This is a genomic window from Burkholderia sp. WP42 (assembly GCF_000745665.1).
In the GTDB taxonomy this organism is placed as follows: domain Bacteria; phylum Pseudomonadota; class Gammaproteobacteria; order Burkholderiales; family Burkholderiaceae; genus Burkholderia; species Burkholderia vietnamiensis.
In genome coordinates this window covers 181738-201554 of sequence record NZ_KN050725.1, presented here as the reverse complement: position 1 = coordinate 201554, position 19817 = coordinate 181738, and the positions used below count along the sequence as shown (strand labels likewise).

General features: G+C 67.7%; 23 protein-coding genes. 9 read left to right on the top strand and 14 right to left on the bottom strand.

The annotated features are described in order from the left end of the window. The first annotated feature begins 131 nt into the window (after nt 1-131). The 3 genes from EX20_RS27410 (at nt 132) to EX20_RS27400 (ending at nt 2002) form a co-directional block, all read left to right on the top strand. Entirely contained in the window at nt 132-422 is a 291-nt protein-coding gene (locus tag EX20_RS27410) for a PsiF family protein (protein WP_034195366.1), read from the top strand. A gap of 331 nt (nt 423-753) precedes the next feature. Continuing rightward, a complete protein-coding gene (locus EX20_RS27405; RefSeq protein WP_034195365.1) occupies nt 754-1212 on the top strand; it encodes a hypothetical protein in 459 nt (152 codons plus the stop codon). A gap of 202 nt (nt 1213-1414) precedes the next feature. Next, complete coding sequence (locus EX20_RS27400) at nt 1415-2002, top strand: BPSL1445 family SYLF domain-containing lipoprotein (protein ID WP_011885032.1); 588 nt, start codon at nt 1415-1417, stop codon at nt 2000-2002. Nucleotides 2003-2093: 91 nt separating this feature from the next. Here EX20_RS27400 and EX20_RS27395 read toward each other — a convergent pair whose 3' ends face one another. The 9 genes from EX20_RS27395 to mltG form a co-directional block, all read right to left on the bottom strand. Further along, a complete protein-coding gene (locus EX20_RS27395; RefSeq protein WP_014723136.1) occupies nt 2094-3158 on the bottom strand; it encodes a glycosyltransferase family 4 protein in 1065 nt (354 codons plus the stop codon). 211 nt (nt 3159-3369) lie between these two features. After that, nucleotides 3370-4545, bottom strand: coding sequence for an AAA family ATPase (locus EX20_RS27390; protein WP_014723137.1), 1176 nt, complete (start codon nt 4543-4545; stop codon nt 3370-3372). Between the two features lie 33 nt (nt 4546-4578). Next, nucleotides 4579-5751: a mechanosensitive ion channel family protein gene (locus EX20_RS27385; RefSeq protein ID WP_011885035.1), complete on the bottom strand. Its 1173-nt coding sequence runs from the start codon at nt 5749-5751 to the stop codon at nt 4579-4581. A 96-nt stretch (nt 5752-5847) separates the two neighbouring features. After that, nucleotides 5848-6204 (bottom strand): Rap1a/Tai family immunity protein, encoded by a 357-nt coding sequence (locus tag EX20_RS27380; RefSeq protein ID WP_011885036.1) that lies wholly within the window; start codon nt 6202-6204, stop codon nt 5848-5850. An 82-nt stretch (nt 6205-6286) separates the two neighbouring features. Beyond that, nucleotides 6287-6997 (bottom strand): ankyrin repeat domain-containing protein, encoded by a 711-nt coding sequence (locus tag EX20_RS27375; protein ID WP_011885037.1) that lies wholly within the window; start codon nt 6995-6997, stop codon nt 6287-6289. Between the two features lie 44 nt (nt 6998-7041). Next, a complete protein-coding gene (locus EX20_RS27370) occupies nt 7042-7821 on the bottom strand; it encodes a TatD family hydrolase (protein WP_034195364.1) in 780 nt (259 codons plus the stop codon). A gap of 78 nt (nt 7822-7899) precedes the next feature. After that, the gene (locus EX20_RS27365) at nt 7900-8928 is read right to left on the bottom strand and encodes a DNA polymerase III subunit delta' (protein ID WP_011885039.1); all 1029 of its coding nucleotides are present in this window, start codon (nt 8926-8928) and stop codon (nt 7900-7902) included. 18 nt (nt 8929-8946) lie between these two features. After that, on the bottom strand, nt 8947-9567 hold the full coding sequence (gene tmk / locus EX20_RS27360) for a dTMP kinase (RefSeq protein ID WP_011885040.1): 621 nt from the start codon (nt 9565-9567) through the stop codon (nt 8947-8949). Next, nucleotides 9567-10586, bottom strand: a complete 1020-nt coding sequence (mltG, locus tag EX20_RS27355; RefSeq protein ID WP_011885041.1) for an endolytic transglycosylase MltG — start codon at nt 10584-10586, stop codon at nt 9567-9569. Before mltG ends, tmk begins: the two co-directional genes overlap by 1 nt. 77 nt (nt 10587-10663) lie before the next feature. Here mltG and EX20_RS27350 point away from each other — a divergent pair, with 77 nt between their 5' ends. Both EX20_RS27350 and EX20_RS27345 read left to right on the top strand, forming a co-directional pair. Continuing rightward, the gene (locus EX20_RS27350; protein ID WP_011885042.1) at nt 10664-11698 is read left to right on the top strand and encodes a CAF17-like 4Fe-4S cluster assembly/insertion protein YgfZ; all 1035 of its coding nucleotides are present in this window, start codon (nt 10664-10666) and stop codon (nt 11696-11698) included. 76 nt (nt 11699-11774) lie between these two features. Continuing rightward, on the top strand, nt 11775-12629 hold the full coding sequence (locus EX20_RS27345; protein ID WP_011885043.1) for an NRDE family protein: 855 nt from the start codon (nt 11775-11777) through the stop codon (nt 12627-12629). A gap of 23 nt (nt 12630-12652) precedes the next feature. Here the strand turns inward: EX20_RS27345 and EX20_RS27340 are convergent, their stop codons facing one another. The 4 genes from EX20_RS27340 to EX20_RS27325 all read right to left on the bottom strand — a co-directional run bounded on the left by EX20_RS27340 (nt 12653) and on the right by EX20_RS27325 (nt 15153). Then, nucleotides 12653-13105 (bottom strand): GNAT family N-acetyltransferase, encoded by a 453-nt coding sequence (locus tag EX20_RS27340; RefSeq protein WP_011885044.1) that lies wholly within the window; start codon nt 13103-13105, stop codon nt 12653-12655. Between the two features lie 59 nt (nt 13106-13164). Then, nucleotides 13165-14127, bottom strand: coding sequence for an alpha/beta hydrolase (locus tag EX20_RS27335; RefSeq protein ID WP_034195363.1), 963 nt, complete (start codon nt 14125-14127; stop codon nt 13165-13167). A gap of 232 nt (nt 14128-14359) precedes the next feature. Further along, nucleotides 14360-14839: a PaaI family thioesterase gene (locus tag EX20_RS27330; RefSeq protein WP_011885047.1), complete on the bottom strand. Its 480-nt coding sequence runs from the start codon at nt 14837-14839 to the stop codon at nt 14360-14362. Continuing rightward, on the bottom strand, nt 14836-15153 hold the full coding sequence (locus EX20_RS27325) for a Dabb family protein (RefSeq protein WP_034195362.1): 318 nt from the start codon (nt 15151-15153) through the stop codon (nt 14836-14838). The genes EX20_RS27330 and EX20_RS27325 overlap by 4 nt, the downstream gene beginning before the upstream one ends. A 428-nt stretch (nt 15154-15581) precedes the next feature. On the opposite strand from EX20_RS27325, the gene EX20_RS27320 reads away from it, so the two are divergent. Continuing rightward, entirely contained in the window at nt 15582-16154 is a 573-nt protein-coding gene (locus EX20_RS27320) for a GNAT family N-acetyltransferase (protein ID WP_034195361.1), read from the top strand. Between the two features lie 220 nt (nt 16155-16374). Here the strand turns inward: EX20_RS27320 and EX20_RS27315 are convergent, their stop codons facing one another. After that, nucleotides 16375-17214, bottom strand: a complete 840-nt coding sequence (locus tag EX20_RS27315; RefSeq protein WP_034195360.1) for a TrmB family transcriptional regulator — start codon at nt 17212-17214, stop codon at nt 16375-16377. Nucleotides 17215-17331: 117 nt separating this feature from the next. Between EX20_RS27315 and EX20_RS27310 the strand changes: the two genes are divergently transcribed. The 3 genes from EX20_RS27310 (at nt 17332) to EX20_RS27300 (ending at nt 19672) form a co-directional block, all read left to right on the top strand. Then, nucleotides 17332-17697: a RidA family protein gene (locus EX20_RS27310; RefSeq protein WP_034195359.1), complete on the top strand. Its 366-nt coding sequence runs from the start codon at nt 17332-17334 to the stop codon at nt 17695-17697. Then, entirely contained in the window at nt 17694-18932 is a 1239-nt protein-coding gene (locus EX20_RS27305; RefSeq protein WP_034195358.1) for an MFS transporter, read from the top strand. The genes EX20_RS27310 and EX20_RS27305 overlap by 4 nt, the downstream gene beginning before the upstream one ends. A 194-nt stretch (nt 18933-19126) precedes the next feature. Beyond that, nucleotides 19127-19672 carry a hypothetical protein gene (locus EX20_RS27300; protein WP_034195357.1) on the top strand — a complete coding sequence of 182 codons (546 nt, stop codon included), beginning with the start codon at nt 19127-19129 and terminating at the stop codon, nt 19670-19672. Nucleotides 19673-19817 lie beyond the last annotated feature (145 nt).

The window sequence follows — 19817 nt, the reverse complement described above, 5'->3', positions numbered from 1 at the left end:
AGGCCGTTTTGGTGTTTTCACATTGATTTGCCATAATCGGAGCGCGCGGCGCGATGCGGCCCTGTTGCCGCTGCGGCGCGCTTCGTGACGGCGTCGATATAGAACGCAATTCACCCCATGGGAGTGTCGAAATGAAAATCCAATCGCTCGTAGCCGCAGTCCTTCTCGGCGGCATGCTGGCTTCCCCCGCTTTCGCGGCGAACAGCCAGCAGGACAAGATGAAGGCCTGTAACACGCAGGCCGCCGGCAAGACGGGCGACGAACGCAAGGCGTTCATGAAGGACTGCCTGTCGGCCAAGCCCGCGAAGAAGATGTCGCAGCAGGAAAAGATGAAGGCCTGCAACACCCAGGCCGCCGACAAGAAGGGCGACGACCGCAAGACGTTCATGAAGAGCTGCCTGAGCAATCAGCCGGCCAACTGAGTCCCGGCGCTCCCGCGCGAATGCCGCGCACCGCTTCGGCGGGCGCGGCATTTTTCATTTCCGGTGCGTTTCGTTGCGCGTGCATCGACCGGCGCGATCGCGCAGCCTGCCTCGACGCGCCGGCCCGCACACCGGCCCCGTTGTGTCCGGTGCGCCTCCCTGCGCTGCCGCGTCGCCTGGGCCGCATCGCGCCGTTCGAACACCGCCACATGGTGCGGCAATTCGCCGCGATTTCTTCTATGATGGCTGCAACGCGGCCCATCCAAGTACAAGAAGCGCCATCGGGCCGCCCTCGACACGGACGCATAAGCCGCGTCAAACGGAGGCATGGATGGCATGGAGACAACACCGCTGGTTCCGCCGCTGGCTGATCGTGATCGTATTCTGGGCCGTGCCCGTGGCGATCGTCGCGGTGCGCGAGATCCGCGAGGAAATGGCGTACAACAACGCCGATCTGCAACTCGCGCTGACCACCTGGCAGCTCACCGACGCGCAGCAGGCAGCCGGGGCCGCCGCGAAGTGCCACGGCGACGCTGACGCCGCGCGCGCGGCCGGCTGCCCCGCCGACGTGCTGGCCGCCAACGCACCACGCCAGCAGGCGGCCCGCGACGAATATGTGCTGCGCCGCAACACGCTCGCCGCGTATCTGTGGCACGCGTTCGTCGGCTACTGGGTCGTGCCAGCCGCGTTCCTGTTCGCGTGCGGCGTCGTGATCGCGCTGCTGCGCCGCGCGTTGCGACGCCCGCCGATCAAACCGCCCGCCCCGCCTGCACCGCCCGTCACGCATTGAGGCCGTCGGCGGCGTCGGTGGCTCGCCGCCGACGCCCACGCGGGCGCATCGGCCCCCGTTGGCGCACCGCGACAAACCGACACGATTTGACGCTTTTTCTCTCCACGATGAAAAGGGGTTGTAATCCCCTGTGATATAACTTCCGACGTGATCCGCTCCGTGAGCGAGACTCACTCCGAACATCATCTGATGGAGAAGAACGATGCAAAAACGGAATCTCGTGGCGAAAGCCGCCGCTGCGCTCATCGTCGGCAGCCTCGCGCTGACCGGTTGCACCACCACGCCCGACAAGCCGGACAACGCCGCGACCAACGCGTCGAAGCGTCAGGCGATCGACGCGAGCGTCGACGCAACGCTGTCGCGCCTGTATTCCACGGTCAAGGGCTCGCGTGAACTCGTCGCGAAGTCGCGCGGCGTGCTGGTGTTCCCCGACGTGATCCAGGCCGGCTTCATCGTCGGCGGCCAGACCGGCAACGGCGCGCTGCGCGTCGGCGGCGCGACGGTCGGCTACTACAACACGTCGTCGCTGTCGGTCGGCCTGCAGGCCGGCGCGCAATCGAAGTCCGTCGTGTTCCTGTTCATGACGCAACAGGCGCTCGACGAATTCCGCGGCTCGGACGGCTGGGCCGCCGGCGCCGGCGCATCGGTCGCGCTCGTGAAGATGGGCGCGAACGGCGCGATCGACACGACGACGGCCACCGCACCAGTGCAGGTCGTCGTGCTGACCAACGCCGGCCTGATGGGCGACGTGTCGATCAACGGCACGAAGGTCACGAAGCTGAAGATCTGACGCTGCGGCGTCCCCGCCCGCGCGCGGGCGATGTGCAAACGGCGATGTCCAGTGCGGACATCGCCGTTTTTTCATGGGCGCGTCGGGTCGGTCAGGTCGTCGAGTCGATGACCTTGAAGCGCGAGCGCTTCTGCGCGCGTATCAGCGACTGGTAGACGTCGACGTACTGCTGCGCCATCCGGCGCGACGTGAAGCGCTCCTCGAAGCGCTGGCGCACGCGGGTGCGCGGCAGCAGGTGCAGCCGATTGACGGCGGCCACCGCGCTGATCTCGTCCTCGACGATGAAACCGGACACGCCCTCGTCCACCACTTCCGGCACGGCGCCGCGATTGAACGCGATCACCGGCGTGCCGCACGACATCGCCTCGATCATCACCAGCCCGAACGGCTCCGGCCAGTCGATCGGAAACAGCAGCGCATGCGCGCCCGACAGGAACTCGGCCTTTTGATGATCGGCGATCTCGCCGATGTACTCGACGTGCGGCAGCGCAAACAGCGGCTCGATCTCGCGCTCGAAGTATTCCTGGTCGGCCGCGTCGATCTTCGCGGCGATGCGGATCGGCAGCCCGCACTGCTGGGCGATGCGGATCGCCGTATCGACGCGCTTCTCGGGCGAAATGCGGCCGAGGAACGCGAGGTAACGCGGCTCGACCGGCTGCGGCAGATACAGCGTGTCGGGCAGCCCGTGGTAGACGGTCGTCAGCCACTTCGCCTGCGGCAGCGGCTGACGCTGCGAATTCGAGATCGAGATCACCGGCGCGGTGTCGAACGTGTCGAACACCGGCTGCTGCTCGGGTAAGTCGAGCCGGCCGTGCAGCGTCGTGACGAACGGCGTGTCCTGCCGGTTGAACACCGAAAACGAGTAGTAGTCCATGTGGAAATGGAGCACGTCGAAATCCTGCGCGCGCCGCGCGACCGTCTCCATCAGCAGCATGTGCGGCGCGACGCGGTCGCGGATCGACGAATCGAGCCGCAGCGCGCGCGGCCACACCGGCTCCAGCTTGGCCTGGGTCGTCGAATCGCCGCTGGCGAACAGCGTCACGTCATGGCCGAGGTCGACGAGCGCTTCCGTAATGTAGGACACGACGCGCTCCGTGCCGCCGTAGAGCTTCGGCGGCACGGATTCGGTCAGCGGGGCGATCTGCGCAATTCTCATAGTCCACGTCTCCTGTGCTCGGCGGGCCGGCGAACGCGGTGCCGACCGATCGTCCGACGCAAAGCGGGCCAGCATGGCCGTCGACACCGATATCCCGTCATTATTCGCGATCGCGTCGCACCGCGCTGCCGCGTCTTTCACTTTATGGGGCTTGTTACAGCGCGGATACATTCGCCGCGCCGCTTCGAACGCGCGCCGCCGCGCATGCCCGTCAGCGCGCCGGCCACTTCCACGGCGGCAGATCGCGCGCGTCCGCATCGACGAGCGCCGTCGCGCCGAGCTGCTTGTCGAGCACCAGCGACTCGCAACCGGCCTCGCGCTCGAGCGTCGCGATCAGCCGCGCCGCGTGCGACACGACCAGCACCTGCGAACGCCGCGCGGCCTGCGCGATCAGGCGGCCGAGCGCCGGCAGCAGATCGGGATGCAGGCTCGTCTCCGGCTCGTTCAGCACCATCAGCGCGGGCGGGCGCGGCGTCAGCAGCGCGGCCGCGAGCAGCAGATAACGCAGCGTGCCATCCGACAGTTCGGCGGCCGCCAGCGGTCGCAGCAGCCCCGGCTGGCGCATCAGCACGTCGAAGCGGCCGCGCCCGCCCGGATTGTCGATGTCGATCGACGCGCCCGGAAACGCGTCGTCGATCGTCGCATCGAGCGCGGCGGCATCGCCGATCTCGCGGATCGTCTGCAGCGCCGCCGCGAGATCGGCACCGTCGTCCGCGAGCACCGGCGTGTGCGTGCCGATGTGCGACTGCCGCGCCGGCGCCCGGGCATCGGTCCGGAAATGGTCGTAGAAGCGCCACGAGCGGATGCGCTCGCGCACCGCGATCATCTCCGGCGCGCCGACCGGATCCGCGAACTCGGTCATCATGCTGTCGAAGCTCGCCACCGGCTGCGGCACCGTGCGCCAGTCGCCCGACGTGGTGCGCGTGCGGATCTGTGCGCCCTGTCGTTCGACCAGCAGCGTCGACGGCCGCAGCAGCGCGCCGCTCCAGATACATTCGCGTTTCACGACGGGATCGAGCGTGAATTGCGAGCTGCTCGGCACCGGCAGGCCCAGATCGATCGCATAGCCGAAGTCGGCGCACGCAAAGCCGAGCTTCAGGCTCACGGGCCGGTTGCGCACCGTGCCGGTCACCGGCGTGTCGCCGGCGAGCATCGCGCGCGAGAAGCGCTCGGGGCCGGCCCAGAGCGTCGACGGCAGCCCGCCTTCGCGGGCGAGCGACGGGATCACGCGCCCCTGTGCGGTGTCCGCCAGCAGCCGCAGCGCGCGATAGACGCTCGACTTGCCGCTGCCGTTCGGCCCGGTGACGACGGTGAGCGCCGCGAGCGGCACGATCAGCTCGCGCAGCGAGCGGTAGTTGGCGATGGCGAGTGTCTTGAGCGCGGTCATGGGCAGGAAGCGGCCACCAGTCGCGGCACGCGATCAGCGGCCTTCGGCGACCTGCGGGTCGGCCGCCGTGTTGGCCGCGGTGCTGGCGGCGGCAGACCGCGTGTGCGGCCGTTCGGGACGCGGGCCCTCCGGCGCCGCCTCATGCGGATACAGCTCCATCCGGTCGCGCGGCAGGCACTGCGGATAGTTGGCCTGCAGATACGCGATCAGGCCCTCGCGCACGCGGCACCGCAAGTCCCAGCACGTGGACGAATCGGCCGCGCTCACCAGCGCACGCAACTGCATCGTGCGCTCGCTCGCGTCGGTCACCTGCAGCACCTGCACGCGGCCGTCCCATTCGGGCGCGGCATGGACGAGCCGCGCGAGCTCCTCGCGCAGCGGCGCGAGCGGCGTGCGGTAGTCGACCGACAGGTACACCGTGCCGATGATCTCGGAGCTGCTGCGGGTCCAGTTCGTGAACGGATTTTCGATGATCCACTGTAGCGGCACGACGAGCCGCCGCTGGTCCCACAGCCGCACCGACACGAACGACCCGGTGATTTCCTCGATACGGCCCCATTCGCCCTGGATCACGACGACGTCGTCGAGCCGGATCGGCTGGGTCAGCGCGATCTGCAGCCCGGCGATCAGATTGCCGAGCACCGGCCGCGCGGCGATACCGGCGACGAGGCCGGCCACGCCGGCCGACGCGAGCAGGCTCGCGCCCACCTGGCGCACGTTCGGAAACGTCATCAACGCACCGCCCGTGCCGATGATCACGATCAGTACCATGACGGTCCGAACCAGCACCTTGGCCTGCGTATGGATGCGCCGCGCGTGGAGATTGTCGGCCGTATCCATCGGATGGGCCTGGATGATCGCGTCGCCGACGCCGGCCGCGAGTCGCACCAGCAGCCACGTGAGCGAAACGATGGTGCCGACCGCGGCCGCGGAGCGCATCCCGCCGACGAACGACATCGCGTCGTTCGCCTGCAGCCATACGAACTCGAGCGCGAGCAGCACGAGCGTGACGAGCGACGGCTTGTCGATGTAGCGCAGGATCACGCTCAGCAGCGGATACGGCCGCGCGATGCGATGCACGATGCGCGCGCCGATGCGATGCACGATCACGAAAACGAGCACGACGAGCGCCGACACGCAGAATGTGCCGAGCCACGAATGCAAGGGCGCATCGGCGATGCGCTGCACTTCCTCGATTGAAATCATCGGCGTCCGGGATGCTTCGGTTATGACCCGTACTGGCGTCGTCCTGGATGCGTCGGCGAGGTCCGGGCGGCGTGCGCGCCCGGACGCGGCGTCAAATCAGTTGCCGCCCCTGCACGGGAACGCCTTGCCGAGTCCGAGCGACACCGCGGTGCTCGCGTTGTAGTCGGCCAACTTCGGGTTCTCGGCGATGTACTTGCGCACCGCGTCGGTCATTTGCTGCGCCCGGATGTCGGGCGGCAGGCAGAAATACTGGCCGACGCGCGGCCCCGTCGTGCCGCCGATCGCGTCGATCGTGTTGTAGACGCCATCGGCCGCGCCTTCGATATAGGCCGCGCACGACGCCCGCGACTTGACGTCGGTCTTCGCGCACAGCCGGTCGAGATCCGCGCCCGTGAAAGCCGCCGCCGACAACGGCACGGCGAACGCCGCGGCACAAAACATAGCCCGCAACATGGTGTTCCTTATGTCAATGCGGCGCGAGGCCGCTTACTGCGACGATCGGTGCGGCGGCAACCGGCCGCCGCGCCGAAAACCGTCATTTTGCACTCTTTTGGGCATCTGCCGGCGCAGACGCGCCGACGCGCACCGTCCGCTTGCTCAGGATCTCGATCGCATCCGGCGCGTTGTAGTGCTTCGCGAACTCGAGCGCGGTGATGCCGAGCTGGTTCTTCACCTGCGGATCGGCGCCCTGGTCGAGCAGCAGGTTGACCGTCGACGCGTGGTTGCCGCGCGCGGCCATCATCAGCGGCGTGGTGCCGTTCGGCGACGCGGTGTCGATGTACGCGTCGTGGTCGAGCAGGATCTTCACCACGTCGTCGTGGCCGTTGGTCGCCGCGTAGTGCAGCGGCGCCCAGCCCTTCTTGCTGACTTCCGCGCCCTTGTCGATCAGCAGCTTGACGAGCCCGGCGTCGCCGTTCAGCGAGGCGAGCATCAGCGCGTTCTCGCCGGCCTTGTCCTCCTTCTCGAGATCGACGTTCGGCGTAGCCGCGAGCGCGGCCGCGACCTTGTCGGACTTTTCGCGCGCGGCGATCACGAGCAGCGGGTCGCCGTTCGGCGCGAGCGTGTTCGGATCGAGCTTGCCGGCCTTCAGCTGCTTGCCGATGTCGGCGATGTCGTCGAACTTGACGGCCTTGACGATCGCATCGAGCGACTCGGCATGCGCGCCGGCAGCGGCCATCAGGCCGCTCGCGGCGAGGACGGCGGCGGCGAGTGCGCGTTTGGGCAGGTATGTGGTCGACTTCGTCATTGTTGTGGGCTCCTTCCCTGGGTTGTCGGCCGGGTCGCGCGTGCTCAACGGGCGATCCTGAACAGCCGGAAAAAATTCTGCGTCGTCGCTTCGGCGAGCGCCTCGACGGCGATCCCGCGTTCCGCGGCGATAAAGCGTCCGACATGGCTCACGTACGCAGGTTCATTCGGCTTGCCGCGATACGGCACCGGCGCAAGGTACGGCGAATCGGTTTCGATCAGCAGCCGCTCGAGCGGCACACGCCGCGCGACGTCCTGCACGTCGGTCGCGTTCTTGAACGTGACGATCCCCGACAGCGAAATATGGAAGTTCTGCGCGAGCGCCTGCTCGGCGACCGGCCACGGCTCGGTGAAGCAGTGCATCACGCCGCCCGGCACGTGCGCACGCTCCTCGGCCATGATCCGCAGCGTGTCTTCCGACGACGAGCGCGTATGAACGATCAGCGGCTTCATCGTCGCGGTCGCCGCGCGGATATGCGTGCGAAAGCGTTCGCGCTGCCATTCCATGTCGGCGATCGAGCGGCCTTCGAGACGGTAGTAGTCGAGGCCCGTCTCGCCGATCGCGACGACCTTCGGATGCGCGGCCAGCTCGATCAGCTCGGCGAGCGTCGGATCATGCGCGTCCTCGTGATCGGGATGCACGCCGACCGACGCGTACACGTTGTCGTGCGCCTGCGCGATCGCGAGCACCTCGGGCAGCGTCTCGAAATCGACCGAGACGCACAGCGCATGGGTGACGTCGTGCTCGCGCATGTTCTCGAGCACGGCCGGCAGGCGGTCGGCGAGACCCTTGAAATTGATGTGACAGTGAGAATCGACGAACATCGTGTTTCCTGAATTCTTGGGACGGGCGCGAGGCGCTCGCCGGCAATCGTTTCCGCACAATACGGAAACAATCGTTGCTCAGACGAAGATTTCCCGATAACCGAGAAACAGTTCCTCGAATACGAGCCGAGCGTTGAGCGGATGGTTCTCGACCATCCGCTGGCGCGTCACGGTCTTCATGAAGCGCGCGAACGCATTGGCGTCGACCGCGTGCGCGCACCGCGCGAGCGCGGCCGACTGCATCGGGAAGTAGCGCGGCGCGCCGGCCATCCGCTGCGCGAGCAGATCGTACAACCAGCGCTGCAGCCAGCCGAGCACCAGCGGCACCGGCAGCTTCTGCAGCGTCTCGCCGCAGGCGAACGGATCGCACGCGGCGCCCGCCGCCAGCTGGCCGAGCGTGAAATCGCGCAGCGGACGGTTCTCGTCGCTCGCGAGCGCGAGCGCCGCGAGCGGCGCCCCGCCCGCTTCGGCGAGCAGCGCGCGCGCATCGTCGATGCCCTGCGCGGCGAGCCACGCCGCGGCCGCATCCGGCGCCGGCACGGTCATCGGCCACTGCCGGCACCGGCTGATGATGGTCGGCAACAGCCGGTCGATGCGTGCGGACACCAGCAGGAACACGACGCCCGCCGGCGGCTCTTCGAGCGTCTTCAACAGCGCGTTCGACGCGGCGACGTTCAGCGCCTCGGCCGGATACAGCACGACGACGCGCGCGCCGCCGCGGTGCGAGCCGACGCCGCAGAAATCGAGCAATGCGCGCACCTGCTCGATCTTGATCTCCTTGCTGGGCGCACGGGTTTTCTTGCCGCCTTCGTCGGCGTCGGCCGGCTTCGCGTCGTCGGCCGCGCCGGGCGCCTCACCGGCGAGCGCCTCGGGCAGCACGATCCGGTAGTCGGGATGGTTGCCCTGCGCGAACCACGTGCAGGCCGCGCAGGCGCCGCACGGCTGGCCGTCCGGCTGCGGCGACTCGCACAGGAAGCCCTTGGCGAGATGCTGCGCGAACTGCAGCTTGCCGATCCCGGCCTGACCGTGCAACAGCAGCGCATGCGGCCATTGCGCGCGCAGCTGCTGCAGGCGGTTCCAGTCGTCGGTTTGCCACGGATAGATCATCGGATGCGTTCCTTCGGGTTACAGCGCGGCGAGCACGCGCTCAAGCCGTCCGCGAATCTCGGGAATCGTCTGCGTCGCGTCGACGATCGTGAAGCGATGCGGCGCCTCTTGCGCGCGCCGCAGGTATTCGTCGCGGGTGCGCGTGAAAAACGCGTCCGTCTCGCTCTCGAACTTGTCGGGCGCACGCGCGGCGCCGCGCCGCTCGCTCGCCACCTGCGGCGCGACGTCGAACAGCACCGTCAGGTCCGGCTGAAAACCACCCTGCACCCAGCGCTCGAGCGCTTCGAGCTTGTCGCGCGGCAACCCGCGGCCGCCGCCCTGGTAGGCGAACGTCGCGTCGGTGAAGCGGTCGGACACGACCCAGTCGCCGCGTGCAAGCGCCGGCTCGATCACGCGCGCGAGATGCTCGCGGCGCGCGGCGAACATCAGCAGCGCTTCAGTCTCGAGATCCATCGGCTGGTTCAGCAGCATCTCGCGCAGCGCCTCGCCGAGCGGCGTGCCGCCCGGTTCGCGGGTGACGACGACCTGCCGGTCGCCCGCGGCGAGCTTCGCCTGCAGACGCTCGCAGAACCATTGCAGATGGGTCGTCTTGCCCGCCCCGTCGATGCCTTCGAACGTGATGAATTTACCGCGCGCCATCATTGACCTCGTATGTACTTGTCCACGGCCTTGTTGTGATCGCCGAGCGTATCCGAGAACACGCTCGTGCCGTCGCCCTTCGCGACGAAATAGAGCGCGCTCGTCGGGGCCGGGTTGATCGCCGCCTGCAGCGACGCGACGCCGGGCAGCGCGATCGGCGTCGGCGGCAGCCCGCGCCGCGTGTAGGTATTGTAGGGAGTGTCGGCCTGCAGGTCGCGCTTGCGCAGATGCCCGTCGTACGCGTCGCCGAGGCCGTAGATCACCGACGGATCGGTCTGCAGCGGCATCCCGATGCGCAGCCGGTTCGCGAACACGGCCGCGACGAACGCGCGGTCGGCCGCATGGCCGGTTTCCTTTTCGATGACCGACGCGATCGTCAGCGCTTCGTAAGGCGTCTTGTACGGCAGCCCCGGCGCGCGCGCCGCCCAGGCTTCTTCGAGGCGCGTCTGCATCAGGCGATACGCGCGGCGATAGATGTTCAGGTCGCTCGTCCCCTTGTCGAACAGGTAGGTATCGGGGAAGAACAGCCCTTCGCCGCTGCCGCGCCGGATCACGGTGTCCGGTGCGCCGATCGCGCGCAGCAGCTCCGCGTCGCTCATGCCGGCGCTCGCGTGCGCGAGGTCGGGATTGCCGTCGAGTTCGGCGCGCATGCGCTTGAAGGTCCAGCCTTCGATGACCGTGGCGACGTACTCGTTCACGTCGCCGCGCGCGATCTTCTGCAGGATGGCGTACGGCGTGATGCCGCTCTTGAATTCGTAGTTGCCGGATTTGAGGCGGCTCGACAGCCCGAGCACGCGCGTCATCGCGACGAAGCCGAGCGGCTCGACCGGCACGCCGCCGCGCTTGAGCTGCAGCGCGACGCTTTTCACGCTGCTGCGCGGCTTGATCGTCACGTCGAGCGACGCCGCGCCCAACAACAGCGGCCGGGTCGCCCAGTAATAACCGGCGCCCGCGCCGGCAGCGGCCACAACGACGGCCAGCGCCGCGACCGTCGCGACGCATTTCTTCAGTAGGGACATGGAAACGAGACTCGGGTAAGACCCATATAATACTTGCTCGCCTTCGTCAAAGTCAGGGTTGACTGTTCCCTCATTCCATGAGCACACCGTTCGCTTCACCGGCTGCCCAGCCCGCATCCGCCTCGCTCCCCGTTTTCCCCCGCCCGTCCGCCGCCGATTTCGACGCGCCGGCCGCGTGCATGCCGCTTGCGCAGTTCGGCGTGATCGACGTGGCCGGCGACGACGCCGCGACGTTCCTGCACGGCCAGCTCACCAACGACATCGAGCATCTCGATGCGGCCAGTGCGCGCGTGGCCGGCTACTGTTCGCCGAAGGGCCGGCTGCTCGCGTCGTTCCTCGCGTGGCGCGAGGGCCACGGCGTGCGCCTGCTGGTGTCGAAGGACGTGCAGGCCGCCGTCCAGAAACGGCTGTCGATGTTCGTGCTGCGCGCGAAGGCGAAGCTGTCGGACGCGAGCGACGCCGTCGCGGTGGTCGGCTTCAGCGGCGACGTGCGCGACGCGCTGTCGGGCGTGTTCGACGCGCTGCCCGACGGCGTGCACGTGAAGGTCGACGGCCCGGCCGGCGTGCTGATCCGCGTGCCGGACGCGGCCGGGCGCAAGCGCTACCTGTGGATCGGGCCGCGCGCCGAGGTCGACGCGCGCATCGCCGCGCTCGCCGGCACGCTGCCGGTCGTGTCGCCGGCCGTGTGGGACTGGCTCGACGTTCGCGCGGGCGAGCCGCGCATCACGCAGCCGGTCGTCGAACAGTTTGTCCCGCAGATGGTCAACTTCGACGTGATCGGTGCCGTTAACTTCAGGAAGGGGTGCTACCCGGGCCAGGAAGTCGTCGCGCGCAGCCAGTATCGCGGGACGATCAAGCGCCGCACCGCGCTCGCGCACGTCGCCGGCGAGACCGACAGCGTGCATGCCGGCGTCGAGCTGTTCCACAGCGACGACCCCGGCCAGCCGTGCGGGATGATCGTCAACGCGGCGGCCGCGCCCGCGGGCGGCGTCGATGCGCTGGTCGAGATCAAGCTGGCCGCGCTCGACAGCGGCAGCGTGCACGTCGGCGCGGCCGACGGCCCGGCGCTCGCCTTCGACACGCTGCCGTACGCGTGGCCGACCGACGCGTAGCGCACCGCAAACCCGTTCGCACGCCGGTTCGCCCTTCGCGGCCGGCGCCCGAGCTTTCCTGCGAGAGATTCGCCCGATGTGTCTGATTGCCTTCGACTGGCAGCCTGATGCCGCCGCCGGTCCTGTATTTACGCTGGCCGCCAACCGCGACGAGTTCTTTCGCCGGACGAGTGCGCCGCTTTCGTGGTGGGAAGACGTGCCGGGCGTGCTGGCCGGCCGCGATCTCGAAGCCGGCGGCACATGGCTCGGCGTGTCGCGCGACGGCCGCTTCGCCGCGCTCACGAACTACCGTGCGCCGTTCGACATTCGCGCCGGCGCGCCGACCCGCGGCAAGCTCGTGTCGGATTTCCTCGGCGGCCCGGGCGTCGCGCCGCTCGATTACCTCGGCGCACTGGCCGAGCACGCGGCCGTCTACAACGGCTTCAACCTGCTGGTCGGCGACTGGAAGCGGCGCGAGCTCGCGTGGTTCTGCAATCGCGCGGCCGAAGGCGAAAGCCGTGTCGCCGCGCCGATGGCGGTCGGCGCCGGCGTGCATGCGCTGTCCAACGCGCGGCTCGACACGCCGTGGCCGAAGGTCGTGCGCAAGCGCGCGGAACTCGGCACGCTGCTGACCGACAACGCGACGCCGTCGCTCGACGAACTGATCGACCTGTTGCGCGATCCGCGCGTCGCGGACGACGACGCGCTGCCGCACACCGGCATTCCGCTCGAGCGCGAGCGCGCGCTGTCGGCCGCGTTCATCGAGACGCCCGAATACGGCACGCGCGGCACGACCGCGCTGCGCGTGACGATGAAGGAAGGCGTGCGGCTCACGGTCGACATCAAGGAGCGCTGCGACGACGACGGCTCGCATCGCACCGTCCGCCCCGGCACGTTCGAGCGCGCGTTCACGTTCGACATCGACGCGACACCGCCGCGCGCCGTCCGCTGACACGCGTCGCTGGTCGTTAGGCGCTATGGCGCGCGCACCATCTCGACGTGCGGCACGCCGAGCGCGTCGAACGGTTCGCCGATCGTCGTGAAGCCGTGGCGCAGGTAGAACGGCACCGCTTCGTCCTGCGCATAGAGCCGCACGAGCGGCTCGCCGCGATGCCGCGCCGCCTCGAGCAGCGCATGCAGCACGGCGGAACCGGCGCCTTGCCGGCGCGCGTCCGCCAGCACCGCGACGCGGCCGATCGTGCCGGTGCGCAGCAGCCGCCCGGTCGCGACCGCGCGCCGTGCGCCGCTCGCCCGATCGACGCGGTACGCCACCGCGTGCAGCGACAGCGGATCTTCATCGTCGAGCTCCCACTCGGGCGGAATCCGCTGCTCGCGCACGAACACCGCATCGCGGATCCGCGCGGCATCCGCGCCGAGCACCGCCCAGTCGCCCGTCTGCGTTTCCGTTTCGACCCAGCCGTCCGTCATCGCTTCCTCCGCGCGACGCCGGGCGCCGCCCGCCGCCGTCAAACGCCGTCGAACCTTCATCAAACGCCGTCGAAGGCGGCCCGCAGCGCCGCCGTCGCGTCGGCATGCGCGACGCGCACCTCGGGTATGTAGCCGCCCATCTTGAAGAACTCGTGGATCATCCCCGGGTAACACACCAGCGCGACCGTATTGCCAGCCGCGCGCAGCTTCTGCGCATACGCGGCGCCCTCGTCGCTCAGCGGGTCGTATTCCGCGGTCGCGATCCATGCCGGCGCGACGCCGGCGAACGACGACGGCGCGCCGCGCGTGCCGTCGAGCGGCGCGAAGCGCCAGTCGTCGCGGTCGGCCGGCTCGCGCACGTATTGCGAGAAGAACCACTGGATCGTGTCCTGCGTCAGCAGGTAGCCGTTCGCCAGCCGCGCGTGCGATTCGGTCGCCTGGTGGCCGGTCACGCCCGGATAGATCAGCAGTTGCAGCGCAAGATGGATGCCCGCGTCGCGCGCCAGCACCGCGCACACAGTCGCCAGCGTGCCGCCCGCGCTGTCGCCGCCGACCGCTAGCCGCGCGGCGTCGATGCCGAACGCGGCGGCCTCGCGATGCAGCCAGCGCAGCGCGTCTTCGGCATCGTGCACGGCGGTCGGGAACTTGTGTTCCGGCGCGAGCCGGTAGTCGACCGACAGCACCGCGCACTGCGCGTCGCGCGCGAACATCCGGCACAGCGCGTCGTGCGTGTCGACGCTGCCGACCGTGAAGCCGCCGCCGTGGTAGTAGACGAGCGCCGGCAGCGGCTCGGCGAGGCTCGGTGCGACCGGCAGGTAAAGCCGTGCGCCGATCGTGCGGCCGTCGCGGGTCGGCACGACGCAGGCGTCGACCGAATGCATCGGCGCCGGCGCGACGTCGAGGATCGGCGCGCTTTTCTCGTACGCGGCGCGCGCCTGCTGCGGCGTCTGATGATGATAGGACGGACGTTTGGCACGCTCGATCATGTCGAGCACCTGCGCGATCTTCGGATTCAGCGGCATCGGTGAGGACGGCGCGCGCGGCGCCGTGAACGGACAAGCGTCACATGATGCCATGCGCCGAGCCGTTGGGCGGCGGCGGCACTGCGGAGGGTGTGGCGAAGGCTGCGGCCGAGGTGTGCGTGAGGCAACGATGGCTTCGTTTGCCGCGCACTGCCGAGCCGGCGGCGCGCCGGACGCGCCGCGCAAAATGAAACGGCCCTGCCGCGATCGGCAGGGCCGTGCGTGCGGACGCTTACGCGTCGCTCGGGCCCGGATGGGCGTCGGGCGCCGTGCGCGTGCGTTGCCGCTTGATGTCGCGGCCTACCGCGAGCCGCCGCATGTACTTGAACGTGCCGAGCGCTTTCGCGACGAAGTTGCCGTCGCTGTCGCGCACTTCGCCTTCGCAATACGCCATCGTCGTCGAGCGATGCATCACGCGGCCGTACGCGCGCAATTCGCCGCGACCCGGCTGCATGAAGTTCACCTTCATCTCGACCGTCACGACGCCGACGCCGTCGTCGGTCAGGCTGCGTGCGGCCATCGCGAGCGCGATGTCGGACAGCGTCATCGTCACACCGCCGTGCGCGATGCTCCACGTGTTCATGTGCCGCTCGTCGAGCGGCAGCACGATCTCGCTCGCGCCGTCCTTCGCGCTGACGAGCCGCACGCCGAGCAGATCGACGAACGGGCTTTCGATCGACGGGCCGTCCGTCGGAGATGCCGCGTCGCTCATCGTGCTGCGTTGTCGCACAGATAGTCGACGCACTGGCGCGATTCGGCCACCGCCATCACGAATTTCTTCACTTCCTGATGGACCGGGTGAACCTGGTACGCATCGAGCGCGGCCTGGTCCGTGAAATCGGACACCAGCACGATGTCGGACGTCGCTTCGAGGCCCGGCGTCGCGACGCCGACGTCGAGTTGCAGGATGCCCGGTACGAGGTCGCGGCAGCCTTCGAGCTTTTCTTTCAGCTTCAGCGCGTTCTGTGCGCGCGTGCCGCCCTCGGCGGATTCCTTCAGCTTCCACATGACGATATGTCTAATCACTTCGTTCGCTCCTGTTCGTGTTGGTTCGGCGATTTGCCTGGAACCCTTGCCAGTCGGGCGTTGGACGCCCTTTCATCGTTCGCTTTCGTTCGTCGGAAGTCGCGTCCATCCGAGAAAAAAGGGGTGTCACTTCGACCATCCAGAGACGATACGCCTTTTTCACCGTGCCACTTATCGACATCAGGATCCGACGAGCGAAGGCAGACAACAAGCCTACCAAACTTACCGGCGGCAATGGACTGTATCTGTTGGTGAAGCCGTCCGGCTCCACCACGACGCGGAGTAGTCATCGGACGCCGCAACTCTCCGTGCGATGGAGCCGATCTGGTCATTCATCGCGCGAGCGTACTAGTCCAAGACAAGAGCAACGAATCCGCTCGGCTGCGCTATCTTCGAGTCCTCGGATTCTCCTCCTCGTCAATCGCCCGATGAAACCTGCTTTAAGCGAACCGTCCGACATTCTGATCACTGAGCGTCTGTCGATACGGCTAGCGAGCCGCCGACATGCGTCCGCTTTGCTGGGATATTGCATTGCCAATCGCGCACATTTGTCGCCATGGGAACCGTCCCGGTCCGAATCGTTCTACACGTTGCCGTCGATTGAGGCACGGCTCGAATCCATGGAAAGGGAGATCGCGGCTGGGCTCGCCATACATCTGTTGTTGTTCGACAAAGAGGAAGACCGGCTGATCGGCGACTGCAATTTTACGAACATCGTACGAGGGCCGTTCCAGGCATGTCACCTTGGCTTCTCGATTGCGCATGATCATGAGGGACGCGGGTTGATGCGCGAATGTCTCTCTACCGCTATCCAATATGTGTTCGCCGAACTCGGGTTACACCGTGTCATGGCGAACTATCGACCCGAGAACAAGCGAAGCGCGCAGTTGCTCAATAAGCTGGGCTTCGAGCAGGAAGGCATCGCGCGCGCCTACTTAAAAATAAATGGCGTTTGGGAGGATCATGTCCTGACGTCACTGATCAATCCAGCGGACGTCTGATCTCTCGTCAAGACGACCGCCTTGCCACGCTCACGTCTGACGGCTCGATCACGTATCGGGCTGGAATCAAGCAGCGGCCACCTGATCGCCACATCGGCCCATCGAGCGGCGACGTCCACAGGTTGTAATCCGTGCGGCGCATGACGGGCGGCTTGCGCCCCTGCTCCTTCGCCCTGTCGATGCGCCGTGCGTCCGTCATACCCTCGCCCGGCTCACACGCCTAACCGCCACCACCCTCTTTCACCCCCTTCCCCGAAACCGGCCGAAGCATCGCCCGCATCGCGCGACTCGTCAGCAACTTCTCGTATGCCGCCGAAGGCATCGCATCGATCATCAGGCGGCCGCTGACGTCGGCCTTGATGTACTCGACGGCCAGCAGCGCGATGACCGGATTGGTGGTCACCGTCGCCTGATCGGGCGTGTGGTCGCCGAACTCGGCCACCACCGCATCGTCTTCATCTGCGACCACCACCGCAAGGCGACGGCCGGACAGGCGCAGTCTCGCGCTGGCCCCACATTCGGCCATGTCGTACGTGTGCGGCCCTTTCAACGTCCGCTTGCCATAGATGGCGACATGGGTGTCGATCCCCCGCCCGCTGGCCGCTTCGAGCAGCGGGCCCAGTTCGTCGAGCTCCTCGTCCCAGATACCGGCGAACAGGCTGGTCTGCGCATTCGAGATCACCCGCGCAAAGGCCTGCACGATCGACTCCGCGCCACTGAGCGACCAGACCAGCCCCGGTTCCTGTTGAACCGGCAGCCGATCCAGCGCGGACGCTGCCGACTCGAGGTCGGCGTTGAAGCGCGAGCGCAGCTCGGCCAACAGAGACGTGTGCGGCACGGCCGCGTACCGCACCGGCTCCGAGCGGTTGACGAGCACGGCTCCCCGCGCTTCCAAACGAGCCAGCGTCTCATACACCTTCGACGCCGGCATCGATGCCCTGCGCCCTACTTCCGCTCCCGTCAGCGCGGCCTGACCAACCAGGGCCGCGTATGCCTGCGCTTCGTACTGGGTGAACCCCAGTCGCGTCATGGAAGCGATCAATTCTGCGTCTGCCGTCATTCAGGACTCTTTTCTGTGGAAAGGGAGTTGACTAACTACCGCAGTAGTATACGATCGCATTCAACTACTACCCAAGTAGTTATTCCAGAACCCTCTTCTCATCGAAGGACGATCCATATGCGTCAACTCATCAGCACCGGCTCCCAGTGGGAACCGAAGGTCGGTTACTCGCGGGCCGTGATCGTGAACGACACGATCTACATTTCAGGGACGGCCGGCAAAGGCCCGGACGTCTACACGCAAACGCGGGATGCACTCGCCACTGTCGAGAAGGTGCTGCTCGACAACGGATTCCGGTTGGAGGACGTGGTGCAAAGCCGGCTGGTCGTCGCGGACTTCGAACACTGGGAAGACGCTGCGCGCGCGCACGGCGAGGTCTATGGCGAGATTCGACCGGCGTTCTCGCTCGTGCATGCGCTGCCGTTCGTCGACGACGCGATCCTCGCCGAAGTCGAGGCCATTGCCGTCAGAGCCGGCAAATGACGGGCCGGGCCGAGCAGAACGCGCGGCTGTCGGGCCGCGCGGTAGCGGTGCTTTCGATCGCCGCGGGCGGCGCCATCGCGAACGACTACGCGATGCAACCGGCGCTTTCCTTCATCGCCGCCGATTTCGGGGTGCCGGTCGCACCGATTACCGCCGTCGCGTCCGGCGCGATGATCGGCTATCTGCTCGGCCTGGTGCTGCTCGTGCCGCTGGTCGACAAACTCAGTCCGCGCACGTTGATTCCGGGGCAGCTTGCGGCGCTCGCGTGCGCGCTGGTGCTTGCCGCGTACGCGCCAGGGCCGGACGCGCTGATTGCCTGCTTCGTGGTCATCGGCGCGACGACGACGGTTGCGGCGCAAAGCACCGCCGTCGTCGGCAAGTGCGCCGACCCGCATAGCCGCGCCCGGCTCATGGGGACGATCTCGGCCGGCATATCGGCGGGGATCTTGCTGAGCCGATTCGTGGGCGGCGTTCTCGCGCAGTGGTATGGATGGCGAGGCGCGCTGTTGACGTTCGCGGCCTTCGCGGTCGTTTCAGCCCTTTGCGTCATGCCATTACTACCCGCGCAACGGCCGCCCGGGCATACGGGCTACTTCTCGACGTTGCGTTCGATGCCGTCGTTGCTGCGGGCCTCCCGGCAGCTGCGGTTGCGCATCCATGCCGGGATGCTGTGGTTCCTTGCTTTCAACCTGATCTGGGTCGGGCTTGCGGTGCGGCTCGCCGCGCCGCCGTACAACCTGGATGCGGCGGCCATCGGACTGTACAGCCTCGCCGGACTCCTCGGCCTCGTCGTCACGCGTGTCGCGGGGCGCCTGGCGGACGGGTTCGGCAGCCGCACCGTGATCGTCTGCGGCCTCGCGGTTGCGGCGGCGTCCGCATGTGCGCTGACCGTCTCGCTCGGCCACCCAGCCGCGACGGCGGCCGCGCTGGCCGTATTCGATGCCGGTTGTTTCGCCGCCCAGGTCGCCAATCAGGCCAGCGTCGTTGCGATCGAGCCGGCGCGAGCCGGCGCATTGAACTCGGCGTACCTGACCTTCTACTACGTCGCGGGCGCGATCGGTACGGCCATCTCAGGTCTCGTCGTCACCAGCGCCGGTTGGGAGCCGCTCGTCTTGTTGGCGGCGATTTCAACGGCCGCGGCCGCCATGATCGGCGCGCTCGTCGTTACGTCCGTGCCGGCTCGGAATCGCGCCGACCTTCAACCACACAATGGAGGCACCGGGCAGATTCGATGATCACGCATCGAATAGCGGAATTTTCGCGGACCGCTAGAGCGTGCTCAACGAAAGCGCGGAAGTCTTGCCGAAGCGACCTGAACCAAGCAAGATTCCGGTGACCGGTCGGCGAACCATGACCCGTACGCGCCACCATTGAGCAACGCATCGCCCCGCTGTCGGCAGCGATGGATTCACACCACGTGGAACACCCCATGAACTACCGTTCAGCAGCAGGCGTCGCGGCGTCGATGTCCATCGTGTTCGGCATGGTCGTCGCCTCGCCGCCCGCCTTTGCCGAAGTCACGCCACGCCAGCAGGACGTCGCGCGACACGGCGCGCAGGTGATGCCGTTCTCGCTCGCGGCCACGACCCATATCTTCACGAAGACCGTCGACGGCGGCATCCAGCGGGTCGTCACCAAGCGTCGCGACGCAAAGCAGACCGCGCTGATCCGCGAGCATCTGGCCACGATCGCGCGTCGCTTCTCGTCAGGCGATTTCGGCGCGCCGGAGCAGATCCACGGCGCCGACATGCCGGGGCTCGCCGCATTGCGTACGGCACAGCCGGGCGAGCTCGAGATCGACTATCGGGACGTGCGCGACGGCGGCGAGATCGTCTACCGCAGCGAGCAGCCGCGTCTGATCGCGGCGCTTCACGACTGGTTCGACGCGCAGTTGTCCGATCATGGGCACGATGCGAAGGCCGGGCACGATCACGACGCGATGCATCACCACCCTGCCGACGAATCGACGCCGTAAAGATCGCTGCCACGAAGCGCGCATGTGAGTTCCCGAAACGCAGGCGCGACTTCCGTTCTTCACTGCCATCCCGACCGAAGGCGATCAACCCGTCGCGCTCGACGCCCTTTCCACTGCGGCCCGCTCTACCGACCCGGCACGTTGC